Here is an 18,012-nt window from a genome sequence, read left to right on the forward strand (position 1 = left end):
CCTTAGTAGAGGGATTCTTCTTGGTGAGTTTCGATCGTACAATCAGACTTAGGATAGGCGACGCAGGTCAGAACAAATCCGGCCTCGATTTGGTCGTCATCTAAGAAAGATTGGTCGGATTGGTCAACTGTGCCTGCTGTGATTTTGCCGGCGCAGGTGGAGCAAGCACCGGCGCGACAAGAGTAGGGGAGGTCTAGTCCTGCTTCTTCCGCAGCATCAAGAATGTAAGTATCGTCTTCAACGTCAATGGTCTGGTTAAGTCCTTCGTCTTCGCTGATGAGGGTAACTTTGTAAGTTGCCATGCACTAAATCCTCTCAAAAATTCAACAAGATTGATAATTTTTCCTAATGCAACCTTCAAGGCTCTATTAGCTTTGAGGTTAGGTCTTAGGTTCGTTCCCTCTATGATATTAGGGGAAAGAAGCAAGGTTGCAACACTCATTTACAAAAAATTTGAATGGGATTAGTTATAACTTTTTCTAATTTCATCTTGATTGCTTATACCTATGTTGGGTTCAGCCGTGTGATACTGTTGCCGCAAGACTTGCGCAAAAAAACCCGGTTTCTCTTAAAAATCCTGTTTGGAGCCCTACAGCACAAAAACCCGGTTGTTGGTATGGCGTGTGTCGATCGAGTTTCAGCAAGACTTGCTGCAATTTTGTCTGTGCCGGCGGTGAAATGTATAGTTAGATCGCATCAAGACTTGGGTGTTGAAGGCTCGATCGAATAAATCGCACCACAACCACAGCTTAAAATCTGGGCGATAGAACCCTAAACCCCTGCACCGCAAGTCTGTAACTATCTAAAATCTCAAATCTAAAATTCTATGACTAATATTGATACTAGCTTTGGTTTTTCGATGAATGCTCCCATTCGCGTCGGGATAGTGGGGACTGGTTTTGCCGCTAAGTTGAGGGCCGAGACGGTTCAAGCTGATGGGCGATCGAACTTGGTAGCAGTTGCCGGCCGCACCCCGGATCAAACGGCAGCATTTTGTCAAACATTCGGGGCCGAGGCTGCGGTTTCTTGGCGCAAGCTGGTAGAAAGAGACGATTTAGATTTGGTAATCGTCTGTACGGTGAACCGGGATCACGGGGCGATCGTTTTGGCGGCGCTAGAAAATGACAAGCACGTTGTGGTGGAATATCCTCTATCTTTAGACGTATCTGAGGGCGAAAGGGCGATCGAACTTGCCGCCCAAAAGCAAAAACTCCTCCACATCGAACACATCGAACTCTTAGGGGGTTTACACCAAGCTATCAAAGCATCTTTGCCCTTAATTGGCAAAGTTTTTTATACCCGCTACGTTACTATTACAGCTCAGCGTTCCGTACCTGAGCGCTGGACTTATCAACATTCGCTATTTGGGTTTCCCTTGATCGGTGCAATTTCTCGACTCCACAGATTTACCGATTTGTTTGGGGAAGTGACAAGTGTTAACTGTCAAACTCAATTTTGGGACACTGGGCCAGATTTTTATAAAGCTTGTTTGTGCAATGCACAGTTGCGCTTTGCTAATGGGGTTTTTGCTGAAGCTGTTTATGGAAAAGGCGAAACTTTTTCGCAGTCGGAAAACGTTTTCACCATCTACGGAGAAGAAGGAACGCTGATTTTTACTCCCGAATCCGGTCAATTAATTCAAGGAGAAAATAGGCGGGCGATCGAAGTGGGAACGCGGCGCGGTTTGTTTGCAAAAGATACGGACATGGTGTTAGAATGTTTGTTAAACAATACGCCTTTGTACGTGAACAATACCAGTAGTTTGTACTCTTTGAAAGTTGCAGATGCTGCGAGGCGATCGAGCGAAATTAGGCAAAATGTAGCGCTGGGTAATTTATGATTGGACATCATAAGTTTGTAGTGAGAACTTCAGTCCTCAATTGATGCTGTTAGTAAATCTGGATTCTTCGTCCTGACTGCGAACAAATTTTATTTATGTGCAATGCTGATATATCGAGGCTGACTTTTTACTCGATCGATCCAATTTTGAATTGCTGGAAATCTGGTTAAATCAAATCCACCCTCGTCCGCAACGTGAGTGTAAGCAAATAAACCGATGTCAGCAATAGAATAGCGATCGCCCACAAAAAAAGCATGATTTTCTAAATGCTGTTCCATCACCTCCAAAGCAGCATAACCCGGTGCTTGTTTTTGTTGGAGTGCTTCTTGATATTCTTCAGCTTTACCTGTCATGTACCAAAAGCGAGAAGTCGCAATAAAAGGTTCGTGGCTGTATTGTTCAAAAAACAACCACTGCATGACTTGAGCGCGTTCAAATTTATCAATGGGGAAAAACTCAGTTCCTTCGCTCAAGTAAAACATAATTGCATTTGATTCAAATATAAATCTATCCGGTTCTATTTCTAAAACAGGAATACGCCCGTTAGGATTTTTCAGCAAAAATTCGGGAGTTCGGCTTTCTCCTTTGAGAATGTCAATTTCGATCCTCGCGAAGGGAAGATGGATCTGAGTTAAAAGCAAGCGGACTTTGTAGCAATTGCCAGACGGAGAATATTCGTAAAGTTTAAACATATTTTTTTTACCGCAGAGAACACAGAGAACACAGAGTTAAGAAAGAGAGAAGTTCACAGATTATTGTAGCATTGGTGCGTAAAGTCAGCTTTGCTACATTCAGAAGTAATATGGTTTAGGTGCAACCCAGATCGCCCTAAATTCGTCCAGATTGGAGGCTCTATGAAATTAGACTGGAAAGATTCTTACTTAAGTTCGGAAAATATAGGCTTAATTTACGGTTTTTTGGGCGTTGTTGGATTTAGCTTGACGTTACCTGCAACGAGAGCGGCTGCGCTCGATTTAGACCCGCTGTTTGTAGGTTTGGGACGCGGATTAGTAGCAGCTATCCCCGCAGCATTTACTCTTTGGTTCACGCATCAACCCATTCCCTCAAAACAGCAATTTCGGAGTTTATTAGTTGTCGGATTGGGAGTGGTTTTGGGATTTCCGGTACTGTCGGCTTGGGCCATGCAGCAAGTACCTGCCGCCCACGGTGCTGTCGTGTTAGGGTTGTTGCCTTTAGCAACAGCGATAGCGGGGTTTTTGCGAGCTGGCGATCGCCCTGATTTCACTTTTTGGATGGCTAGCATTGTCGGTAGTGCTACCGTTGTCGTTTTTGGAATTATTAGCGGTGCTGGACAGCTTCAGCCCGCAGATTTAGCGCTGTTTGGATCTGTAATTGCTGCTGCTATTGGCTATGCTGAAGGTGGACAATTAGCTAAGACTTTAGGTGGATGGCAAGTTATTAGTTGGGCCTTGGTGATTGTCGCTCCTTTCGAGGTTTTACCGACAATATTTGTTGTTGTAAAAGAAGAGTTGATAGCTTCACCTAACGCCTGGTTGGGTTTTGCTTATGTGAGTATTTTCAGTCAATTTATCGCATTTTTTGCCTGGTATCACGGGATGGCAATGGCTGGAGTTGCTCGGGTAGGTCAAATTCAGTTGTTGCAACCATTTTTGACGCTCTTGGCTTCGGCAATTTTGCTGGGTGAAACTTTGGAACCGATCGCCCTAGCAACAGCTTGTTTAGTTGTGGCCAGCGTAGCTGCGGGTAAAAAAGCTTCAATTAAGCGGGCAGAGGATTTGTAAGGCGATCGAGTATATCTAATGACAGATGTAAAGCGTGGAGTATTTCTATTAAATACAACCAATTAACTAAATCTTTAGGAAAATAGTAATGTTAGATATTGATGAAATGAGTTCAAAAGAGATACAAGAACTGCTACACACAGTAGGATACGGCCATCTTGGCTGCATACACGAAGGCAAACCCTACGTGATACCAATGCACTATTATCTCGAAGATTCGGACATATACCTGTTTACGACGATCGGCATGAAGACTCACGATCTCGATGCGAATCCAGAAATCTGCCTACAGGTTGAAGATATACGCGATCCGCTTCATTGGCGCAGCGCGATCGTGAATGGTCGAGCTTCGCGCCTCACTGAACAGGAAGATATCGATCGGGTAATGCACCTCATCAAAGAGCGCAATCAAACGCTGTCACCTGCTATCAATCGAACCTGGATTGATGCTCAGGGACGTGCAGAGGTAATCGCAATTTACCGCATTCAGGAGAGTGAAATGAGCGGACGAACGACTGACGGAGCTAGCAGTCGCTAACAACCGAGATATCTCAACCGTTGAAACTGTTGGCGGAAACGCGATTCTCCAGAAGCAGACGCTTCACCAGGGAATTGCGCGAGTTCGTTAACAGACTTTGAGAATCGGGAGTAGCTGACTAATTCATTAAATTCAAAATCGACTTGTAACTGGGATGGATGCTTGCTTATGAGCAGTATCGTAGACCTTATTTTCGTTGAGTCTAACTTTTAGTTAAAACATTCAAATGGTAGAGAGTATATGGGGCAAATTGTGCAAACATTCAATCGAAAGGTAGAGAGTATATGGGGCAACTTGTGTAAATATTCAATTGACTGCAAAAGAAACCCAATTTGTTTTTAAGCTGTCACGCATTTAAATTGCATATTGAGGGCGGGCGGGACGCCCAACCCTACTCCCCACAAGACGGCGAATGGTTTTTTGACATTCAATTTAAATGCACAACAGCTTACTACTTTTTTCTCACAAACAATCATCACGGTGAATAAAATGGAAATGACCAATAAAATTGACATCAACAAATCTGTGCCCCGCGAGCGATGGGGTGAATTTTTCGATCAGTTTACTGATGGCAATCGCGGACGGCATATTTCGATCGAAATCATCGGTTCAGAAGCCGGTGACGCAGAATTGATTAAGGACGCACCTCTTCATGCTATTATTTACGATCGCCCTGGAAAAGGAGATGATTTGGTGATTGAAGTGGGTAAAGATGCGGTGACTTACGCTCACACGATCGATTCACCAACAGAAGTTTTAACGGGACAGAACTCAAACGGTGTGATTGTGGCGGTTCTGATTAGTGACGCTGCTGGGACACAAACATTGATCCAGCTAGAAGCTAGTTGAGCTGGTAGAATAATCCTGAGTTCAACTTAAACAGCACCCAATGTTTCACGCTCCATATCTCACCAGGAGCAGTTGCTACTGAGTTGACCACCGCGATTAGGGATGAAGATACAGCAGCGAGAGTCAATCACCCACCACTAATCGGGGTACCCATATAGTGGGGGCTTAAAAAAGCCTAGTTGACCAGTCTAAGTGGAGTTCATATTCACTACGTTTAAGGCAAGTGTTAAAAGACCTATCCGAAAATGCGAAGCTAGTTTTCGGCACTAGAACTTAAAAGTTAAACAGGTATAGCGGGTTAAGCCAGTGCTTTTGAGATAGTTACCGACCTTAAACATTGACGAAGCTAACATCACCCAGAAATGGAGTTTTTCAAATGTCCAATTTCGCGTTTGTACTAGATACAACCAAAAGACCACTAGCTCCAGTTCACCCAGCGAAAGCAAGATTGTTGCTGAAAGAGGGGAAAGCGGCAGTATTCAAGTTGTATCCCTTTACAATTATCTTGAAAGAGGTATCTAATGCGATCGGTCCAAATTTAGAACTTAAAATTGATCCAGGTTCCAAAACAACTGGTATCGCAATTGTCCAAGGCAACAAAGTTATATTTGGTGCTGAATTAACACATCGCGGACAAGCGATTAAAGCCAGCTTAGAGTCACGGCGTTCGCTGCGTCGGAGCCGAAGAAATCGCCACACTCGTTACCGTAAGGCAAAGTTCTTGAACCGTACCCGTTTCCAAGGCTGGTTAGCACCCAGCTTACAACATCGGGTTGAAACCATTTCAACCTGGGTGAAAAGATTGCTCAAACTTGCACCTATTAGCTCAATCTCCCAAGAGCTTGTCAGGTTTGATTTGCAACAGATGGAAAACCCGGAAATCTCAGGCACTGAATATCAACAAGGTACTTTACTAGGTTATGAGGTGCGCGAATACCTACTCAATAAATGGGAGCGAAAATGTGCTTATTGCGGTCTTGAAAATGTGCCGTTACAAGTTGAGCATATTCACCCCAAAGCTAACGGTGGTAGCAACAGAATTTCTAACCTTTGTTTAGCCTGCTCCAAGTGTAACCAAAAGAAAGGTACTCAATCAATTGAGAAGTTTCTAGCTAAAAAACCGGAGGTATTAAAGCGCATTCTTGCTCAAGCAAAACGTCCCCTCAAGGATGCAGCAGCAGTCAATTCAACCCGATGGGCGCTGCTCAACAAACTCAAAGAAACTGGCTTACCTATTTCGACTGGTTCTGGTGGATTGACAAAGTTTAATCGAACCCGATTGAACTTACCTAAAACCCATTGGATTGATGCGGCTTGCGTGGGAAAAATTGACTCACTCAAGCTATTAACAAACAAACCATTGTTAATCAAAGCTACGGGACATGGAACACGACAAATGTGCCGGACTGATAAGTTTGGATTCCCCGATCGATATGTTCCTAGATTCAAGTCTGTCAAAGGGTTTAAAACTGGGGATATCGTCAAAGCGATTGTCGTCAACGGGAAAAAGGTTGGCAGATATATGGGAAGAGTTGCAGTCAGAACAACTGGCTCCTTCAATATTTATGCCACTAAATTAGTTCAAGGTATTAGTTTCAAATGCTGTCAAATCGTGCAGAGGAAAGATGGTTACAATTACGGATTTTAAGATGGGAAATTGTTCAACTGTCCCCCTCTTTGTTTTTGAATCGCAAAAATTCAATCAGGGGACGTTTCACAATTTGCGCCCCATTCCTCTCGACACCAAGCTGGGTACAGCTATGGTGCGAGTCTCCTGGGGGGTTAGATGAAACAGCGACAACTGGGGAATCAAGGATTAGTAGTCTCAGAGTTAGGACTCGGCTGCATGGGGATGTCCGAGTTCTACGGGACAACCGATGAGTCAGAATCGATCGCCACCATTCATCGCGCCTTAGAGCTAGGCGTGACTTTGCTCGACACGGCTGATATGTACGGTGTCGGTCACAATGAGGAGTTAGTCGGCAAAGCGATTAAAGATTGTCGCGATCGAGTCATCATCGCCACCAAGTTTGGCAATGTACGCGGTAGCGACGGCAGCTTTAAGGGCGTCAATGGCAAACCCGAATACGTCCGCTCTGCCTGTGATGCCAGTCTCAAGCGTCTGGGCGTAGATGCGATCGACCTTTACTACCAGCATCGAGTCGATCCCAACACTCCGATCGAAGAAACCGTAGGCGCAATGGCAGAGTTAGTTCAAGCCGGGAAAGTGCGCTACCTCGGGCTTTCCGAAGCCGCCAGCGACACCATCCGCCGCGCAATGGCAGTGCATCCTATTTCGGCACTCCAGACTGAATATTCGCTGTGGAGCCGGGAGCCAGAAACCGATATTTTGCCCACCTGTCGAGAACTAGGGATTGGGTTTGTGCCTTACAGCCCTCTGGGGCGCGGGTTTCTCACAGGCAAAATCAAGAGCCTCGACACGCTATCGGAGGGAGACTCTCGACCGCAAAGATATCCTCGCTTTCAAGCCGAGAATCTCCAGCAAAATCTGGAACTCGTCGAGCAAATCGAGCAAATGGCCGCCACTAAGGGCATCAAAGCCGGACAGTTGGCGCTGGCCTGGGTTTTGGCGCAGGGCGAAGACATCGTGCCGATTCCAGGCACCAAACGCCGCACCTATTTAGAAGAAAACATTGCAGCAGCCGATGTGACGCTGACTCAAGCAGAACTAGACCAGCTCAAGAAAGCCCTGCCATTAGGAATTGCGGTGGGCGATCGCTACCCCGATATGAGCAGCGTTAATGGTTAGGAATTGGCGAACTCGCCAAGTGCAATATTTCGGGCTGGGTGTGACTCCTTATGATATCGAGGACACGGCACTGCCGTGTCCCTACCGCGATTAATTGTAGGGACACGGCACTGCCGTCTCCGGCCTATCATGTCTGAGTGCAACCGGATGATCTTAGGGGGATCTCCGGGTTTAAAAAACACGCCCTACCCGCAGCAATCTCAATCTTTTTCGTTTCCTTTTTTATTAAGAAAACCAGAGAAATTGAACTCGAATAAATGCAAATTTTGGCATCCATGCCTTTAGTAAAGGTTAAAAACAACTGATCGAACTTAAGTCGATCTAGTTCTGAAACTCTCACCAATAAGAAGAAAATTATGACAGATATCATGAGCTGCGAGATCCAGCTAGTCTCCCGCCCCAACGGGATGCCCACCGCAGATAACTTTACGATCGCCCAGACCAAACTAGAGCCTCTTCAAGATGGGCAAGTGCTCGTTCGCAATCTCTATATGTCCGTCGATCCATATATGCGCGGTCGCATGAACGAGGGGAAATCCTATGTTCCATCCTTCGAGTTAGGAAAAGCCCTCGAAGGCGGCGCAGTCGGCGAGGTCATCGAGTCCCGCGCCCAGGAATTCAAGCCGGGTGATGTTGTCACTTCCAACTTTGGCTGGCGGGAATACTTTATAGCAGCGCCGAAAGAGTTGCATCCCGTCAGCCGCGAGATGCAACCGCTCTCAGTTTACCTCGGCGCCCTCGGCATGACGGGCATGACCGCTTGGGTGGGGTTGAATTTAGTAGAGGTCAAAGCCGGGGATGTCATTTTTGTTTCCGGAGCCGCCGGTGCGGTGGGAAGTGTGGCCGGACAACTGGCGAAACTGCGCGGGTGTCGTGTCATCGGGTCAGCAGGTTCAGCGGAAAAAATCAAGTTTCTGCTGGAAGAATGCGGATTCGATCGAGCTTTCAATTACAATGCCGGCCCTGTCCTCGAACAACTGAACCTCGCTGCGCCAGACGGGATTGATGTCTATTTCGATAATGTAGGAGGCGAAACCCTCGAAGCGGCGCTCTCGGCTCTGCGGGTGTACGGCCGGATTATCGCTTGTGGCGGCATCTCCGGTTACAACGCCCAAAAGCCGCAGCCGGGCCCTTCCAATCTATTTAACTTGATTGGCAAACGGTTGACGATGAAAGGGCTGCTAGTTCGCGATTGGCTCGATCGCCAGGGGGAATTTGAACAGGAAGTGGGCGGCTATTTCCGAGAGGGAAAACTGAAGAACCAGGAAACAGTGGTCGCAGGAATCGATCGAGCGGTGGACGCTTTCATCGGTCTTTTTGAAGGCAAAAATGTGGGTAAAATGGTGGTAAAATTGGGTGAGGTTTCCACTAATTGAGTCGGCACTTGCTTCATTATTTGAGCAAGTTGAAACCCTAGATAGCTTATCAATTATTTGGTTTAAGAAAGTATGGATCTCCAACTATCAGATCGGGTTGCATTGGTCAGCGGTTCAACCGCCGGAATTGGACTAGCGATCGCCACGACACTTGCCCAGGAAGGAGCAACAGTCATTGTCAATGGCAGAACGCAAGATCGCGTAAACGATGCTCTCGATCGCATTGATCAAAGCGTCCCAAATGCCAAAATTCAAGGAATTGCTGCCGATTTGGGAACGAAAGCAGGAGTTGACTTGTTGTTTCAACAAGTGCCATTCGTCAACATTTTGGTCAACAACTTGGGAATTTATGGCTCCAAAGCATTTGAAGATATCTCCGATGAGGAGTGGATGAACATTCTGGAAGTAAACGTTATGAGCGGTGTACGCCTCTCGCGTCATTACTTACCGCTGATGCTGAAGCAAAATTGGGGACGAATTATTTTTATCTCTAGTGAGTCTGCCTTGAATATTCCCGTCGAAATGATTCACTATGGCGTTACCAAGACTGCACAAGTGGCATTGGCTCGTGGTTTAGCTGAAACAACCGCAGGCAGTCAAGTCACAGTGAATACAGTATTGCCAGGGCCAACCCGTTCCGAAGGAGTGGAAACTTTCATTGAGGGACTCGCCAAGGATCAAAATATTTCACCCGAACAAGTTGAGAAAGAGTTTTTTACCAAGACTCGTCCATCTTCACTGATTCAGCGATTTGCTTCAACGTCTGAAGTTGCTGCATTAGTTGCATTTGTTGCTAGTCCTTTAGCATCTGCAACTAATGGTGCTGCTCTGCGAGTCGAAGGTGGATTGCTGCGATCGATTATTTAATGCAATCGCCTTGGTAGATCGCTTTAGCAATCAGGGGTAAGTATGAATTACCAATAGTGCGATCCGTCGTTACCGTTCGCGATCGCATTATCAAAAATATATCATTCCGATGCAACCGGATTCGCTCTTACTACCTACCGCTAAATAACCCGCAATTAAAACTTCAGTGATGCCAACTGCAACGGATTTTAAAGACTGTTACACCATTTTGGTAGTAAGCATAAGCGAAAACTTAAGGCAGATTGAATAGACCTCTTGCAAAAATCCTTTTCATCAATTGATGGGACGGGCTCTGGGGCCCATCCCACAAGAAAAAATAACTCTTGTGGGATGGGCCCCAGAGCCCGTCCTAATTATTTTTGCAAGAGGTCTAATGATGGCGGTGAAGTGCCAGTGTCAGATTAATAAGTCCAGTTTTGCTTCGTCTGCAAGCTATAGGTTCCATCTTTCACATTCACCCGCTCAGGAATCAGCTCTAAATCTCTAAATATATTTGCTTGATGCTGTAGGGCCGTGAGCGATTGGTCGTCGATCGGGATAATAGCGCGTTCGGCACTGCGTCGCTGTAAAATTTCTACAATCGACGGATCGATTTCATGGTGCTCTGCCAATCGCACAGCCGCTTCTAATTCCTGTTTCTTAGCCCAAGCTCCAGCTTCGTTTACCTCTTCTAAAATCACCTTGAGCAAGTCGGGATAATCGCGTACTAGCTCTGGAATCGCGTAGTAATAGGTGGGAACTTCCAGCGAAGCTTTGTCACCAAAAATGCTCTCTAAGTCTGCAATCGATCGCCCTGGATAAGCGCTTCGGGCTTGAGTTGCTGTATAGGGAACCCAAATCACCCAAGCATCGGCCTCACCTTGTCGGAATAGGGGCAACGCCTGTGGCTGGGTCAGATAAATTGGCTCAATGTCACTAAACTCTAGCCCCACTTTTGCCAATGCTCGCACAAGTATGTAATGGGCGCTTGAGCCTTTGTCAAAAGCTATCTTTTTACCCTTCAAATCGGCAAGCGTCTGAATCGGAGAGTCTTCTGGTACTAGAATCGCTTGACCTTTAGGAGCGGTATATTTTTCTTTAGCCACCCGCACAAACACATGATCCGCTGCTTGAGAGAAGATGCTGGCCGTAGCACCGCCGCCGCAGAAATCAATTGTCCCATTACTTAGTGCTTCTATCAGAGCAGAAGCTGATAAAAAGCTTGTCCAAGTGACAATCAGCCCAAATGGTCGCAAACGGCTTTCGAGCAAGCCTTGAGCGCGGAGAACTTCCAGATTTGTCATCCCCTCTGGATACCCGATTTTAAGTTGCTTGAGCCGTCGCGCTTGCTCAGCTAAGGGTGTGTTGCCAGATTGAGCAGAACGGTTAGAAAACCAGCGATCCAAAACTACACAGAAAATAATCCCACCCACAAATAGTCCCACCGTTTCCAGTAACCGCATTGGTGATTCTTTAGGCAGTTTGGCTTGATTTACCTGACTTACTACAGGGGAGAGTACATTGCCAGAGGCAGAAGCGGCAACATGACTGTCAAAAGCCAGACTCAAGACCAAAACCGAGACAAGGCCGATGCAAAAACGCACTGCAAACCTAGAGGCAAGCGATCTGCGAATGACCGATCTTCGTGACCGTAAGATGTTTTGACCTGTGCCTCTTGGCAGACGGTCAATCAAGCGGCTAATCATACTGACTCCTTTGATAAACACAGGTGATGAACGCTGGATGAAGATGGGGGATCGAGTCAAAGCACCGCTTGATACGGATAAACTTCCAGATTTGCTCGCTCGTTACATCCAATGTGCGATACTCACATTATCATATCGATATTGTGGTGATTGTCTACAGCGGTTGAGCGATCGCTCGTTTCGGTCATCAGATAGGTGTTGAGTGAGGAATGGTAATGGATTGGTTAATTGCAACAATTAAGATCGGGCTAGCTACTGCTGTGGCAACAACGTTTGACGACAATATTTATCTAACTGCCTTCTTCAGTGAGGTTAATCGTACTTTTCGTCCTCAACATATTGTGGTTGGTGAGATTATAGGGTTCACGGTATTGATGGCAGTAAGTTTGATTGGTTTCGTACTGGGGCTAGTGATTCCGTCAACTTGGACGGGTCTACTGGGGATTCTGCCGATACTCATTGGCTTGAAAAATTTGCTCAACCTCAATAAGGATGATTCAGCCGAAGATAAGTCAGCCAATCTCAAAAGAAACTCTAAATTTCGAGGCTTTGATTCCAGAAAGCGATCTCTGTGGGATGTAATCCGCGATCCGCAGACTTACCGCGTCTCCTCGGTCACGATTGCTAACGGCGGCAACAATCTCGGGATCTATATCCCTTTGTTTGCCACTAGCTCAATCCAAAATCTGTCCGTAATTATACCCGTTTGCTATTTTATTGTTGGCTGCTGGCTGTTTATGTCCTATACTCTGACGCATCTACCTGGTATTGCTTTGGTACTCAGCCGTTATGCGAGCAAGTTTTTCCCTTTCGTGCTGATGTGGCTGGGTTTCAGAATTCTGATGGACAGCGAATCCTATCGTCTTTTTCTACCGAACTCTTGACAGAAAAAGGCGATCGATCGTCAGTGCTAACCTGGCTAGCGCGGTGCAATGTCAATTTCGAGCCTAGCGAATAGTAATTAACACTTGTTTGCATTTTTTTACGATCGAAACCGCTCGCCAAAACCAGCAACTTCTGCCAGCGTATAAAGCGGGCGGCCTTTCACCTCCTCGTAAATCCGCCCCACATACTGGCCCAAAATCCCAATACTGACCAACTGCACCGCACCTAAAAAGAAAATTGCCATAATTACAATTGTCAAACCAGTTAATGCCGAACCTGGAGAGAAAAGACGCCAGTACAAAACCAAAAAAGCCATCGAAACAGATACAAACGCAGCAAATAACCCCAGATAAATTGACAGCCGCAGCGGCACTTTTGAAAAAGATACTAAACCGTTCATTGCCAAAGTAAAAGATTTGCTGAACGTATACTTAACATCGCCTGCAAAACGCGGATCTCGTTCAAACTTAACAGCCGTTTGTTTAAAACCGATCCAAGCGCGCAGTCCCCGAATGTAGCGGTTGCGTTCTGGCATGGCGTTGAGTACATCCACCACGCAGCGATCCATCAAACAAAAATCTCCCGTATCTATGGGAATGTCAACATCAGCAAGATTCCGCAAAATGCGATAGTACATATAAGCTGGCAACCGCTTAAACCAACCTTCTTGACGGCGTTGAGTGCGCTGAGCGTAAACAACTTGATAGCCCTGCCGCCACTGTTCTACCATATCTATAATTAACTCTGGCGGGTCTTGCAAATCGCCGTCCATGATTACTACAACTTGACCGCGAGAAAAGTTTAAACCAGCAGTTACAGCTATTTGGTGACCGAAATTGCGGGCAAAACTGAGGTAACAAATGCGCGAATCTTGTTCGTGCAATTCTCGCAAAAGTTCGAGAGAGCGATCGCGGCTGCCATCATTGATTAGAATTAATTCTACTGGGCCGTCCATTCGCTCCATCACTGCACTAATTCGCCGATAAAGTTCAGCCAGATTTTCTTCTTCGTTATAGATGGGAATTATCAAGGAATACTTAGGTCTATCGTTCATCGCAGTTTCTGTAGGCAAATCAAGTTTTCAACTGTTAAATCAAATAAATCAAAAGGTTATTTTTTCACAAACACGCTCAGTGGCTCCATCGACCATTTTTGTAGGTAAGTTTGATTTTTGACAACCATTTCTTTTCCTTGCCTGCCGTCATTTTTTCTAGCAAAGTAAATTATGGCACAAGGGGTAAAACTTTTGTAAGGTTCCGAGTTGAGCTTTTGCTTAACAACAGGATCGATAGTGGAAATGTGTTCGATGCGAGGTGCTGGTTTTCCCGGCTCTGGAAACATTACCCACAAGGGATATTCCCAAGCATTTTTAGCCCAAAATGACAGTCCTGTATTGGTGCAGTTTTTAGATTTAACAAAATCTACTGCTGTATTGTAAGCAACTTCGATTTGAGACCGACTTCTAAAAGACCTCTTGCAAAAATAACTAGGACGGGCAAGATGCCCATCCCACAAAATTTTTTTTCTTGTGGAACGGGCATCTTGCCCGTTCCAGAATTTGATTAAAAGGATTTTTGCAAGAGGTCTATTAAATGACGGTGTAGCGATCGCAAATACTTGTCCTGGAGGCCAAGTGATGCGCGGGTCGTTTGTAGCTACGCCCAATATTCGGTGCAGGATGTTAATCACTCCCGCAATCGCACCGTTAATTCTGGAAATTCTCGTCCCGGCTTGCATACCTAAATTTCTAATTACATTTGACAGGAAATTTGGCAGCGTAAATACTTCTATTTTATATTCTTTAGTAAAATCTTGAGGCGATCCAATCGCATAACCGAATAAATCGTAATTTCGCCAAAAGTGACCGATATTCAACACTAAAGTCACTGCGGCTATTATCAAAATTGGTCGCAGCATCTTCCCCCGAAAACATTTAATTCCTCCTACAATAAACCAAATAATAGAAGGCAAACAGAATATATAAGCTGTCGTTTTTGTCAAGATAGCTAGACCCAAACTCGCACCAATTTTGAAAGTATTAAACCCCGTGATTCCTGGTGACATTCCTCCTGCCAAACCGCAGGAGACAAAACACACCACCCAAAAACATACAGCATAATCGTTTTGAGTGCTAGAACCCTGGAGGATACCCATCGGCAAAGTCGCAGCAAAAACAGCCGCAAAAACTTGACCGCGCACATTAGCGCCCAGTTGCTTAGCAATTAAAGAAACTGCGATCGCGCTTCCCACCATACTCAACCACTGTACCAAATTAGCAAAGCGATCGCCCCCGCTTAAAATCTGAAAGTGCATAATCGCAAACTCAGCCCAAGGCGGGTGATACAACTGTGGCACATAAGAAGTTGGATAATGCTCCACACTGCGGTTTTGCATCCAGTGTACAACCCGGCTCATGTGATAAGTCATAGAATCCCAATTGTTAGGCGGTGCAACTACAGCAATTAAACCAACCGCAGCAAAAATAAATAATACACCGCCTAGCAACCCCACTAAGAAACTCGGAAATTTCTCATCTTGATTTTTCTCAAAAATTGGCTGGACAGATTGAAATTTTAGATAAAAAATCAACAACAAAATATCTGCTACCAACCACAGCCCGAACACCCACTCAAAAGTCAGCAACCTAAATAAACTGAAAAATTCAGTAGATAAAGCAACAATAACTCCCCCAACAATGGCTGCGGACAAAATAGCATTACGCCAACAATTATCTCTTTTCTGAAATATGAGAAACAAAATGCCCAGAGCCACCACTGGAATCAAGGCGAATATATCTGTTATCATAGATGTTGAGCCTGAGTTTAAGACAGGACGTTCAGCGCGGGAAGACTAAAAACCTGGTTTCCTAGTTAATTCCTCGTTGTTTTTTCCCAATATTTCTAGTAGAAACCTGGTGTTTGCGTAAGTCATCTAAAAATTACCATCATAACCGAGAGATTAAAAAATTATGACAAATTCTAACTATCTTTGGCAAGCAAATCAAGATTTAAGCGAAGCTTGTCTGCAACATCCCTTTGTTAGAGGCATTGCAGACGGCAGCCTCCCCCAAAATAGTTTTGCATATTACGTTGCACAAGACGCATTTTTTCTGGGAGCATTCGCTCGCGCTTACAGTATCGCTGCGGCAAAAGCACCCGACTGGGAGGGGTTTGAAATCCTCCACAATCTCGGCAGCGGTGTTTTAGAAGAACTTCGCTTGCATCAAGGATATGCAGCCAAATGGGGTGTGAACTTGCGGATCGCGAAACCGGGAATCGCTACCCGTCACTACACGGATTTTTTATTAGCGACAGCCTGGGGAAGCGGTGTCGGTTTGACAGCAGCCGCGATGACTCCTTGCTTGCGATTGTATGCTTTTTTGGGACAGCAGATAGCTAAACCTAAAATACCGGAACACGCCTTTAGCGACTGGATTTCCACCTATAGCAGCCCTGAGTTTGAGATTTTAGCCAAACGGCTGGAAAGTTTGGTCGATCGCTACGCAGCACCATTAACGCCTGAAATAGAAACAACCTATCGCTACGCCATGCTGTGCGAATGGGACTTTTTTCAGTCAGCATGGGAGATCGAATAAAATAAGTGCGATCGCCCCTAAGCTATCCACAGCCAACTAGCAAATTTCACAGAAAAGTACAGCAGAAATATGCCAAACAATCCAATCAATCCGTAACCCCAACGAGGCCTAGCCGCCAGCAACAAGCCGAGAGCTATTGACAGCGGTACAATACTATAAGCGTAGAGGTTTACTGAGCTTAGAACTCCCGAATTAACCAGCAGTGGCAAAGAGCAAAAACCGAAACAGACGGCTGTAATGCCCAGTCTTTTTCGCAAATACCACAACAAATAGCCACCGCAAAAAATCATCGCAAATTTACTAAAAGCTTGCAAGCGGAAACTGAAAAATTCCTTAAATATCTCCAACCAAGTAGGCTGAACCCAGGCTTTTTGGACGTGAATAAATGCGAAAGCATCTCCTAAACCAATAGCACAATAGACCTCTTGCAAAAATTCTTTCATCAATTCATGGGACGGGTTCTCCGGCCCGTCCCACAAGAGTTATTTTTTCTTGTGGGATGGGTCGGAGAGCCCGTCCTAATTATTTTTGCAAGAGGTCTACTGCTAATTTTAACTAACAGCCGGGAAGTCCCTCTGTGTATTTAGAGGGGATAAATCTGAGCGCTCTCGTTGTACCCCGAATAAATCACAGTAGGGATGTCCAGAAGCGTCGGTCGGAGGCACGTAGATAGGCAATTATATATCGGGAGAATTCTGATTTTCGATGTACTTTCTAAGCGTTGAAACCGTAACTCCTCCACAAGAAGCAATGAAATATGAACTACTCCATAAAACATCTTTGTGATAAAACTCATTTACTCTTTCAGGAAACTCGCTTCTAAGTCGGCGACTTGCCACGGACTTGATATTATTTATAAACTTTGACAAGTCCATCTGCGGGTAATACTGAAATAGTAGATGAATATGGTCTTCTTCGCCATTAAACTCTATTAGTTTACACGACCATTTTTCACTCAGGTCGGCAAATATCTCGTTGAGTCTGGCTAGCATCTGAGCATTGAACACCTTGCGCCTGTATTTGGTACACAAGACTAGATGAGCCTTGAGGTCTGAAACAGACCGAGCGCTTGACACGAAATCATTTTTCATATTTATTTTTATTAGGTGTTGTATTTTTGGGATACGCCAACTATACTGTAAAAAGGTCGAAAAAGGGAAGTTTCTGATGCAGTTAACGTATAAATATCGCCTCAAACCCACAAAAGCTCAGTTAGCAACCATCGAAAAACATTTAGAACTCTGTCGCAGACAATACAATTATCGACTGGGTGAAAGATTTAGATGGTGGGAGTCCACGAGAACTCCAGTCAACGCTTGTCCTTTGACTGCATCTATAGTCCCTGTTGAGGAGATTTACCAAAACATCCCCTTAACTAGAACACAAACTAGAGATGGCAGGAAAAAGGATGAATCTGGTAATCCTTTAACTAAGAGGGGTGATGTTTTCTCAAACATTGAAGGCGGTTACGTTCAATGGCAAACGATACAGTTAGCCGACTTGAAAAATACTAAGAAACTACTTCCTGATTACAAAAGCTTAGATTCTCAAGTTTTGCAGGATGTAGTGAATCGAGTGGAAACTTCTTTCTCGAATTTTACAACGCCGGACAAAAACGGTAATCGTAGGGGCAAGCCTAAGTTCAAAGGTTTCCACTACTACAAATCTTTTACTTACGCTCAACTAGATAATCTTGATATTGTTAAGGATGAGCAAAATAGAATTTGTATTGACCTTGCAAAAATAGGTCAAGTGCCGATGGTATTCCATCGTTCAATACCACAAGGTTTCAAGGTTAAGACGGGAACGGTTATTCGAGAAGCGGATGGGTGGTATATTTCCCT

General features: G+C 45.1%; 19 protein-coding genes. 12 read left to right on the top strand and 7 right to left on the bottom strand.

What is annotated here, in order from left to right:
• Window positions 1–2 precede the first annotated feature (2 nt).
• The gene (locus QUB70_RS22010) at window positions 3–302 is read right to left on the bottom strand and encodes a ferredoxin (protein WP_332983438.1); all 300 of its coding nucleotides are present in this window, start codon (window positions 300–302) and stop codon (window positions 3–5) included.
• Window positions 303–457: 155 nt separating this feature from the next.
• Here QUB70_RS22010 and QUB70_RS22015 point away from each other — a divergent pair, with 155 nt between their 5' ends.
• Both QUB70_RS22015 and QUB70_RS22020 read left to right on the top strand, forming a co-directional pair.
• Window positions 458–730, top strand: a complete 273-nt coding sequence (locus tag QUB70_RS22015) for a hypothetical protein (RefSeq protein WP_332983439.1) — start codon at window positions 458–460, stop codon at window positions 728–730.
• Between the two features lie 96 nt (window positions 731–826).
• Window positions 827–1,840 carry a Gfo/Idh/MocA family protein gene (locus QUB70_RS22020; protein ID WP_332983440.1) on the top strand — a complete coding sequence of 338 codons (1,014 nt, stop codon included), beginning with the start codon at window positions 827–829 and terminating at the stop codon, window positions 1,838–1,840.
• An 89-nt stretch (window positions 1,841–1,929) separates the two neighbouring features.
• Here the strand turns inward: QUB70_RS22020 and QUB70_RS22025 are convergent, their stop codons facing one another.
• A complete protein-coding gene (locus QUB70_RS22025; protein WP_332983441.1) occupies window positions 1,930–2,532 on the bottom strand; it encodes a glutathione S-transferase family protein in 603 nt (200 codons plus the stop codon).
• Between the two features lie 162 nt (window positions 2,533–2,694).
• On the opposite strand from QUB70_RS22025, the gene QUB70_RS22030 reads away from it, so the two are divergent.
• From QUB70_RS22030 to QUB70_RS22060, 7 genes are all read left to right on the top strand, one after another.
• A complete protein-coding gene (locus tag QUB70_RS22030; protein ID WP_332983442.1) occupies window positions 2,695–3,603 on the top strand; it encodes a DMT family transporter in 909 nt (302 codons plus the stop codon).
• Between the two features lie 88 nt (window positions 3,604–3,691).
• Complete coding sequence (locus QUB70_RS22035; protein ID WP_332983443.1) at window positions 3,692–4,141, top strand: pyridoxamine 5'-phosphate oxidase family protein; 450 nt, start codon at window positions 3,692–3,694, stop codon at window positions 4,139–4,141.
• A gap of 495 nt (window positions 4,142–4,636) precedes the next feature.
• Window positions 4,637–4,990 (top strand): DUF5335 family protein, encoded by a 354-nt coding sequence (locus tag QUB70_RS22040; protein ID WP_332983444.1) that lies wholly within the window; start codon window positions 4,637–4,639, stop codon window positions 4,988–4,990.
• A 376-nt stretch (window positions 4,991–5,366) separates the two neighbouring features.
• Window positions 5,367–6,638, top strand: a complete 1,272-nt coding sequence (iscB, locus tag QUB70_RS22045; protein WP_332983458.1) for an RNA-guided endonuclease IscB — start codon at window positions 5,367–5,369, stop codon at window positions 6,636–6,638.
• A gap of 138 nt (window positions 6,639–6,776) precedes the next feature.
• Entirely contained in the window at window positions 6,777–7,760 is a 984-nt protein-coding gene (locus QUB70_RS22050; protein WP_332983445.1) for an aldo/keto reductase, read from the top strand.
• 356 nt (window positions 7,761–8,116) lie between these two features.
• Window positions 8,117–9,136, top strand: coding sequence for an NADP-dependent oxidoreductase (locus QUB70_RS22055; RefSeq protein ID WP_332983447.1), 1,020 nt, complete (start codon window positions 8,117–8,119; stop codon window positions 9,134–9,136).
• Between the two features lie 72 nt (window positions 9,137–9,208).
• Window positions 9,209–10,003 (top strand): SDR family NAD(P)-dependent oxidoreductase, encoded by a 795-nt coding sequence (locus QUB70_RS22060; protein ID WP_332983448.1) that lies wholly within the window; start codon window positions 9,209–9,211, stop codon window positions 10,001–10,003.
• 401 nt (window positions 10,004–10,404) lie between these two features.
• Here QUB70_RS22060 and QUB70_RS22065 read toward each other — a convergent pair whose 3' ends face one another.
• Complete coding sequence (locus tag QUB70_RS22065; RefSeq protein ID WP_332983449.1) at window positions 10,405–11,550, bottom strand: aliphatic sulfonate ABC transporter substrate-binding protein; 1,146 nt, start codon at window positions 11,548–11,550, stop codon at window positions 10,405–10,407.
• A gap of 353 nt (window positions 11,551–11,903) precedes the next feature.
• Between QUB70_RS22065 and QUB70_RS22070 the strand changes: the two genes are divergently transcribed.
• A complete protein-coding gene (locus tag QUB70_RS22070; protein WP_332983450.1) occupies window positions 11,904–12,572 on the top strand; it encodes a cadmium resistance transporter in 669 nt (222 codons plus the stop codon).
• 98 nt (window positions 12,573–12,670) lie between these two features.
• On the opposite strand, the gene QUB70_RS22075 is transcribed toward QUB70_RS22070, so the two are convergent.
• Window positions 12,671–13,627: a glycosyltransferase family 2 protein gene (locus QUB70_RS22075; RefSeq protein ID WP_332983451.1), complete on the bottom strand. Its 957-nt coding sequence runs from the start codon at window positions 13,625–13,627 to the stop codon at window positions 12,671–12,673.
• A gap of 56 nt (window positions 13,628–13,683) precedes the next feature.
• On the bottom strand, window positions 13,684–15,378 hold the full coding sequence (locus QUB70_RS22080) for a hypothetical protein (RefSeq protein WP_332983452.1): 1,695 nt from the start codon (window positions 15,376–15,378) through the stop codon (window positions 13,684–13,686).
• Window positions 15,379–15,541: 163 nt separating this feature from the next.
• Here QUB70_RS22080 and QUB70_RS22085 point away from each other — a divergent pair, with 163 nt between their 5' ends.
• On the top strand, window positions 15,542–16,168 hold the full coding sequence (locus QUB70_RS22085; RefSeq protein WP_332983453.1) for a TenA family protein: 627 nt from the start codon (window positions 15,542–15,544) through the stop codon (window positions 16,166–16,168).
• Between the two features lie 17 nt (window positions 16,169–16,185).
• Here the strand turns inward: QUB70_RS22085 and QUB70_RS22090 are convergent, their stop codons facing one another.
• Both QUB70_RS22090 and tnpA read right to left on the bottom strand, forming a co-directional pair.
• Entirely contained in the window at window positions 16,186–16,611 is a 426-nt protein-coding gene (locus QUB70_RS22090) for a hypothetical protein (RefSeq protein ID WP_332983454.1), read from the bottom strand.
• Between the two features lie 234 nt (window positions 16,612–16,845).
• Complete coding sequence (gene tnpA / locus QUB70_RS22095; RefSeq protein ID WP_332983455.1) at window positions 16,846–17,259, bottom strand: IS200/IS605 family transposase; 414 nt, start codon at window positions 17,257–17,259, stop codon at window positions 16,846–16,848.
• A 76-nt stretch (window positions 17,260–17,335) separates the two neighbouring features.
• On the opposite strand from tnpA, the gene QUB70_RS22100 reads away from it, so the two are divergent.
• Window positions 17,336–18,012 (top strand): RNA-guided endonuclease InsQ/TnpB family protein (locus QUB70_RS22100; RefSeq protein WP_332983456.1); only part of this gene is annotated, 677 nt, incomplete at its 3' end.

Source organism: Microcoleus sp. A003_D6, assembly GCF_036702825.1.
In the GTDB taxonomy this organism is placed as follows: Bacteria; Cyanobacteriota; Cyanobacteriia; order Cyanobacteriales; family Microcoleaceae; genus Microcoleus.

What these genes read in the sequence shown, in the direction of transcription:
- QUB70_RS22060 (WP_332983448.1), top strand. Translation starts at nt 9,209, where the DNA reads ATGGATCTCCAACTATCAGATCGGGTTGCATTGGTCAGCGGTTCAACC.
- QUB70_RS22030 (WP_332983442.1), top strand. Translation starts at nt 2,695, where the DNA reads ATGAAATTAGACTGGAAAGATTCTTACTTAAGTTCGGAAAATATAGGC.
- QUB70_RS22055 (WP_332983447.1), top strand. Translation starts at nt 8,117, where the DNA reads ATGACAGATATCATGAGCTGCGAGATCCAGCTAGTCTCCCGCCCCAAC.
- tnpA (WP_332983455.1), bottom strand. Translation starts at nt 17,259, where the DNA reads ATGAAAAATGATTTCGTGTCAAGCGCTCGGTCTGTTTCAGACCTCAAG.
- QUB70_RS22090 (WP_332983454.1), bottom strand. Translation starts at nt 16,611, where the DNA reads ATGAAAGAATTTTTGCAAGAGGTCTATTGTGCTATTGGTTTAGGAGAT.
- iscB (WP_332983458.1), top strand. Translation starts at nt 5,367, where the DNA reads ATGTCCAATTTCGCGTTTGTACTAGATACAACCAAAAGACCACTAGCT.
- QUB70_RS22020 (WP_332983440.1), top strand. Translation starts at nt 827, where the DNA reads ATGACTAATATTGATACTAGCTTTGGTTTTTCGATGAATGCTCCCATT.
- QUB70_RS22080 (WP_332983452.1), bottom strand. Translation starts at nt 15,378, where the DNA reads ATGATAACAGATATATTCGCCTTGATTCCAGTGGTGGCTCTGGGCATT.
- QUB70_RS22025 (WP_332983441.1), bottom strand. Translation starts at nt 2,532, where the DNA reads ATGTTTAAACTTTACGAATATTCTCCGTCTGGCAATTGCTACAAAGTC.
- QUB70_RS22085 (WP_332983453.1), top strand. Translation starts at nt 15,542, where the DNA reads ATGACAAATTCTAACTATCTTTGGCAAGCAAATCAAGATTTAAGCGAA.
- QUB70_RS22040 (WP_332983444.1), top strand. Translation starts at nt 4,637, where the DNA reads ATGACCAATAAAATTGACATCAACAAATCTGTGCCCCGCGAGCGATGG.
- QUB70_RS22015 (WP_332983439.1), top strand. Translation starts at nt 458, where the DNA reads ATGGGATTAGTTATAACTTTTTCTAATTTCATCTTGATTGCTTATACC.
- QUB70_RS22070 (WP_332983450.1), top strand. Translation starts at nt 11,904, where the DNA reads ATGGATTGGTTAATTGCAACAATTAAGATCGGGCTAGCTACTGCTGTG.
- QUB70_RS22010 (WP_332983438.1), bottom strand. Translation starts at nt 302, where the DNA reads ATGGCAACTTACAAAGTTACCCTCATCAGCGAAGACGAAGGACTTAAC.
- QUB70_RS22075 (WP_332983451.1), bottom strand. Translation starts at nt 13,627, where the DNA reads ATGAACGATAGACCTAAGTATTCCTTGATAATTCCCATCTATAACGAA.
- QUB70_RS22035 (WP_332983443.1), top strand. Translation starts at nt 3,692, where the DNA reads ATGTTAGATATTGATGAAATGAGTTCAAAAGAGATACAAGAACTGCTA.
- QUB70_RS22050 (WP_332983445.1), top strand. Translation starts at nt 6,777, where the DNA reads ATGAAACAGCGACAACTGGGGAATCAAGGATTAGTAGTCTCAGAGTTA.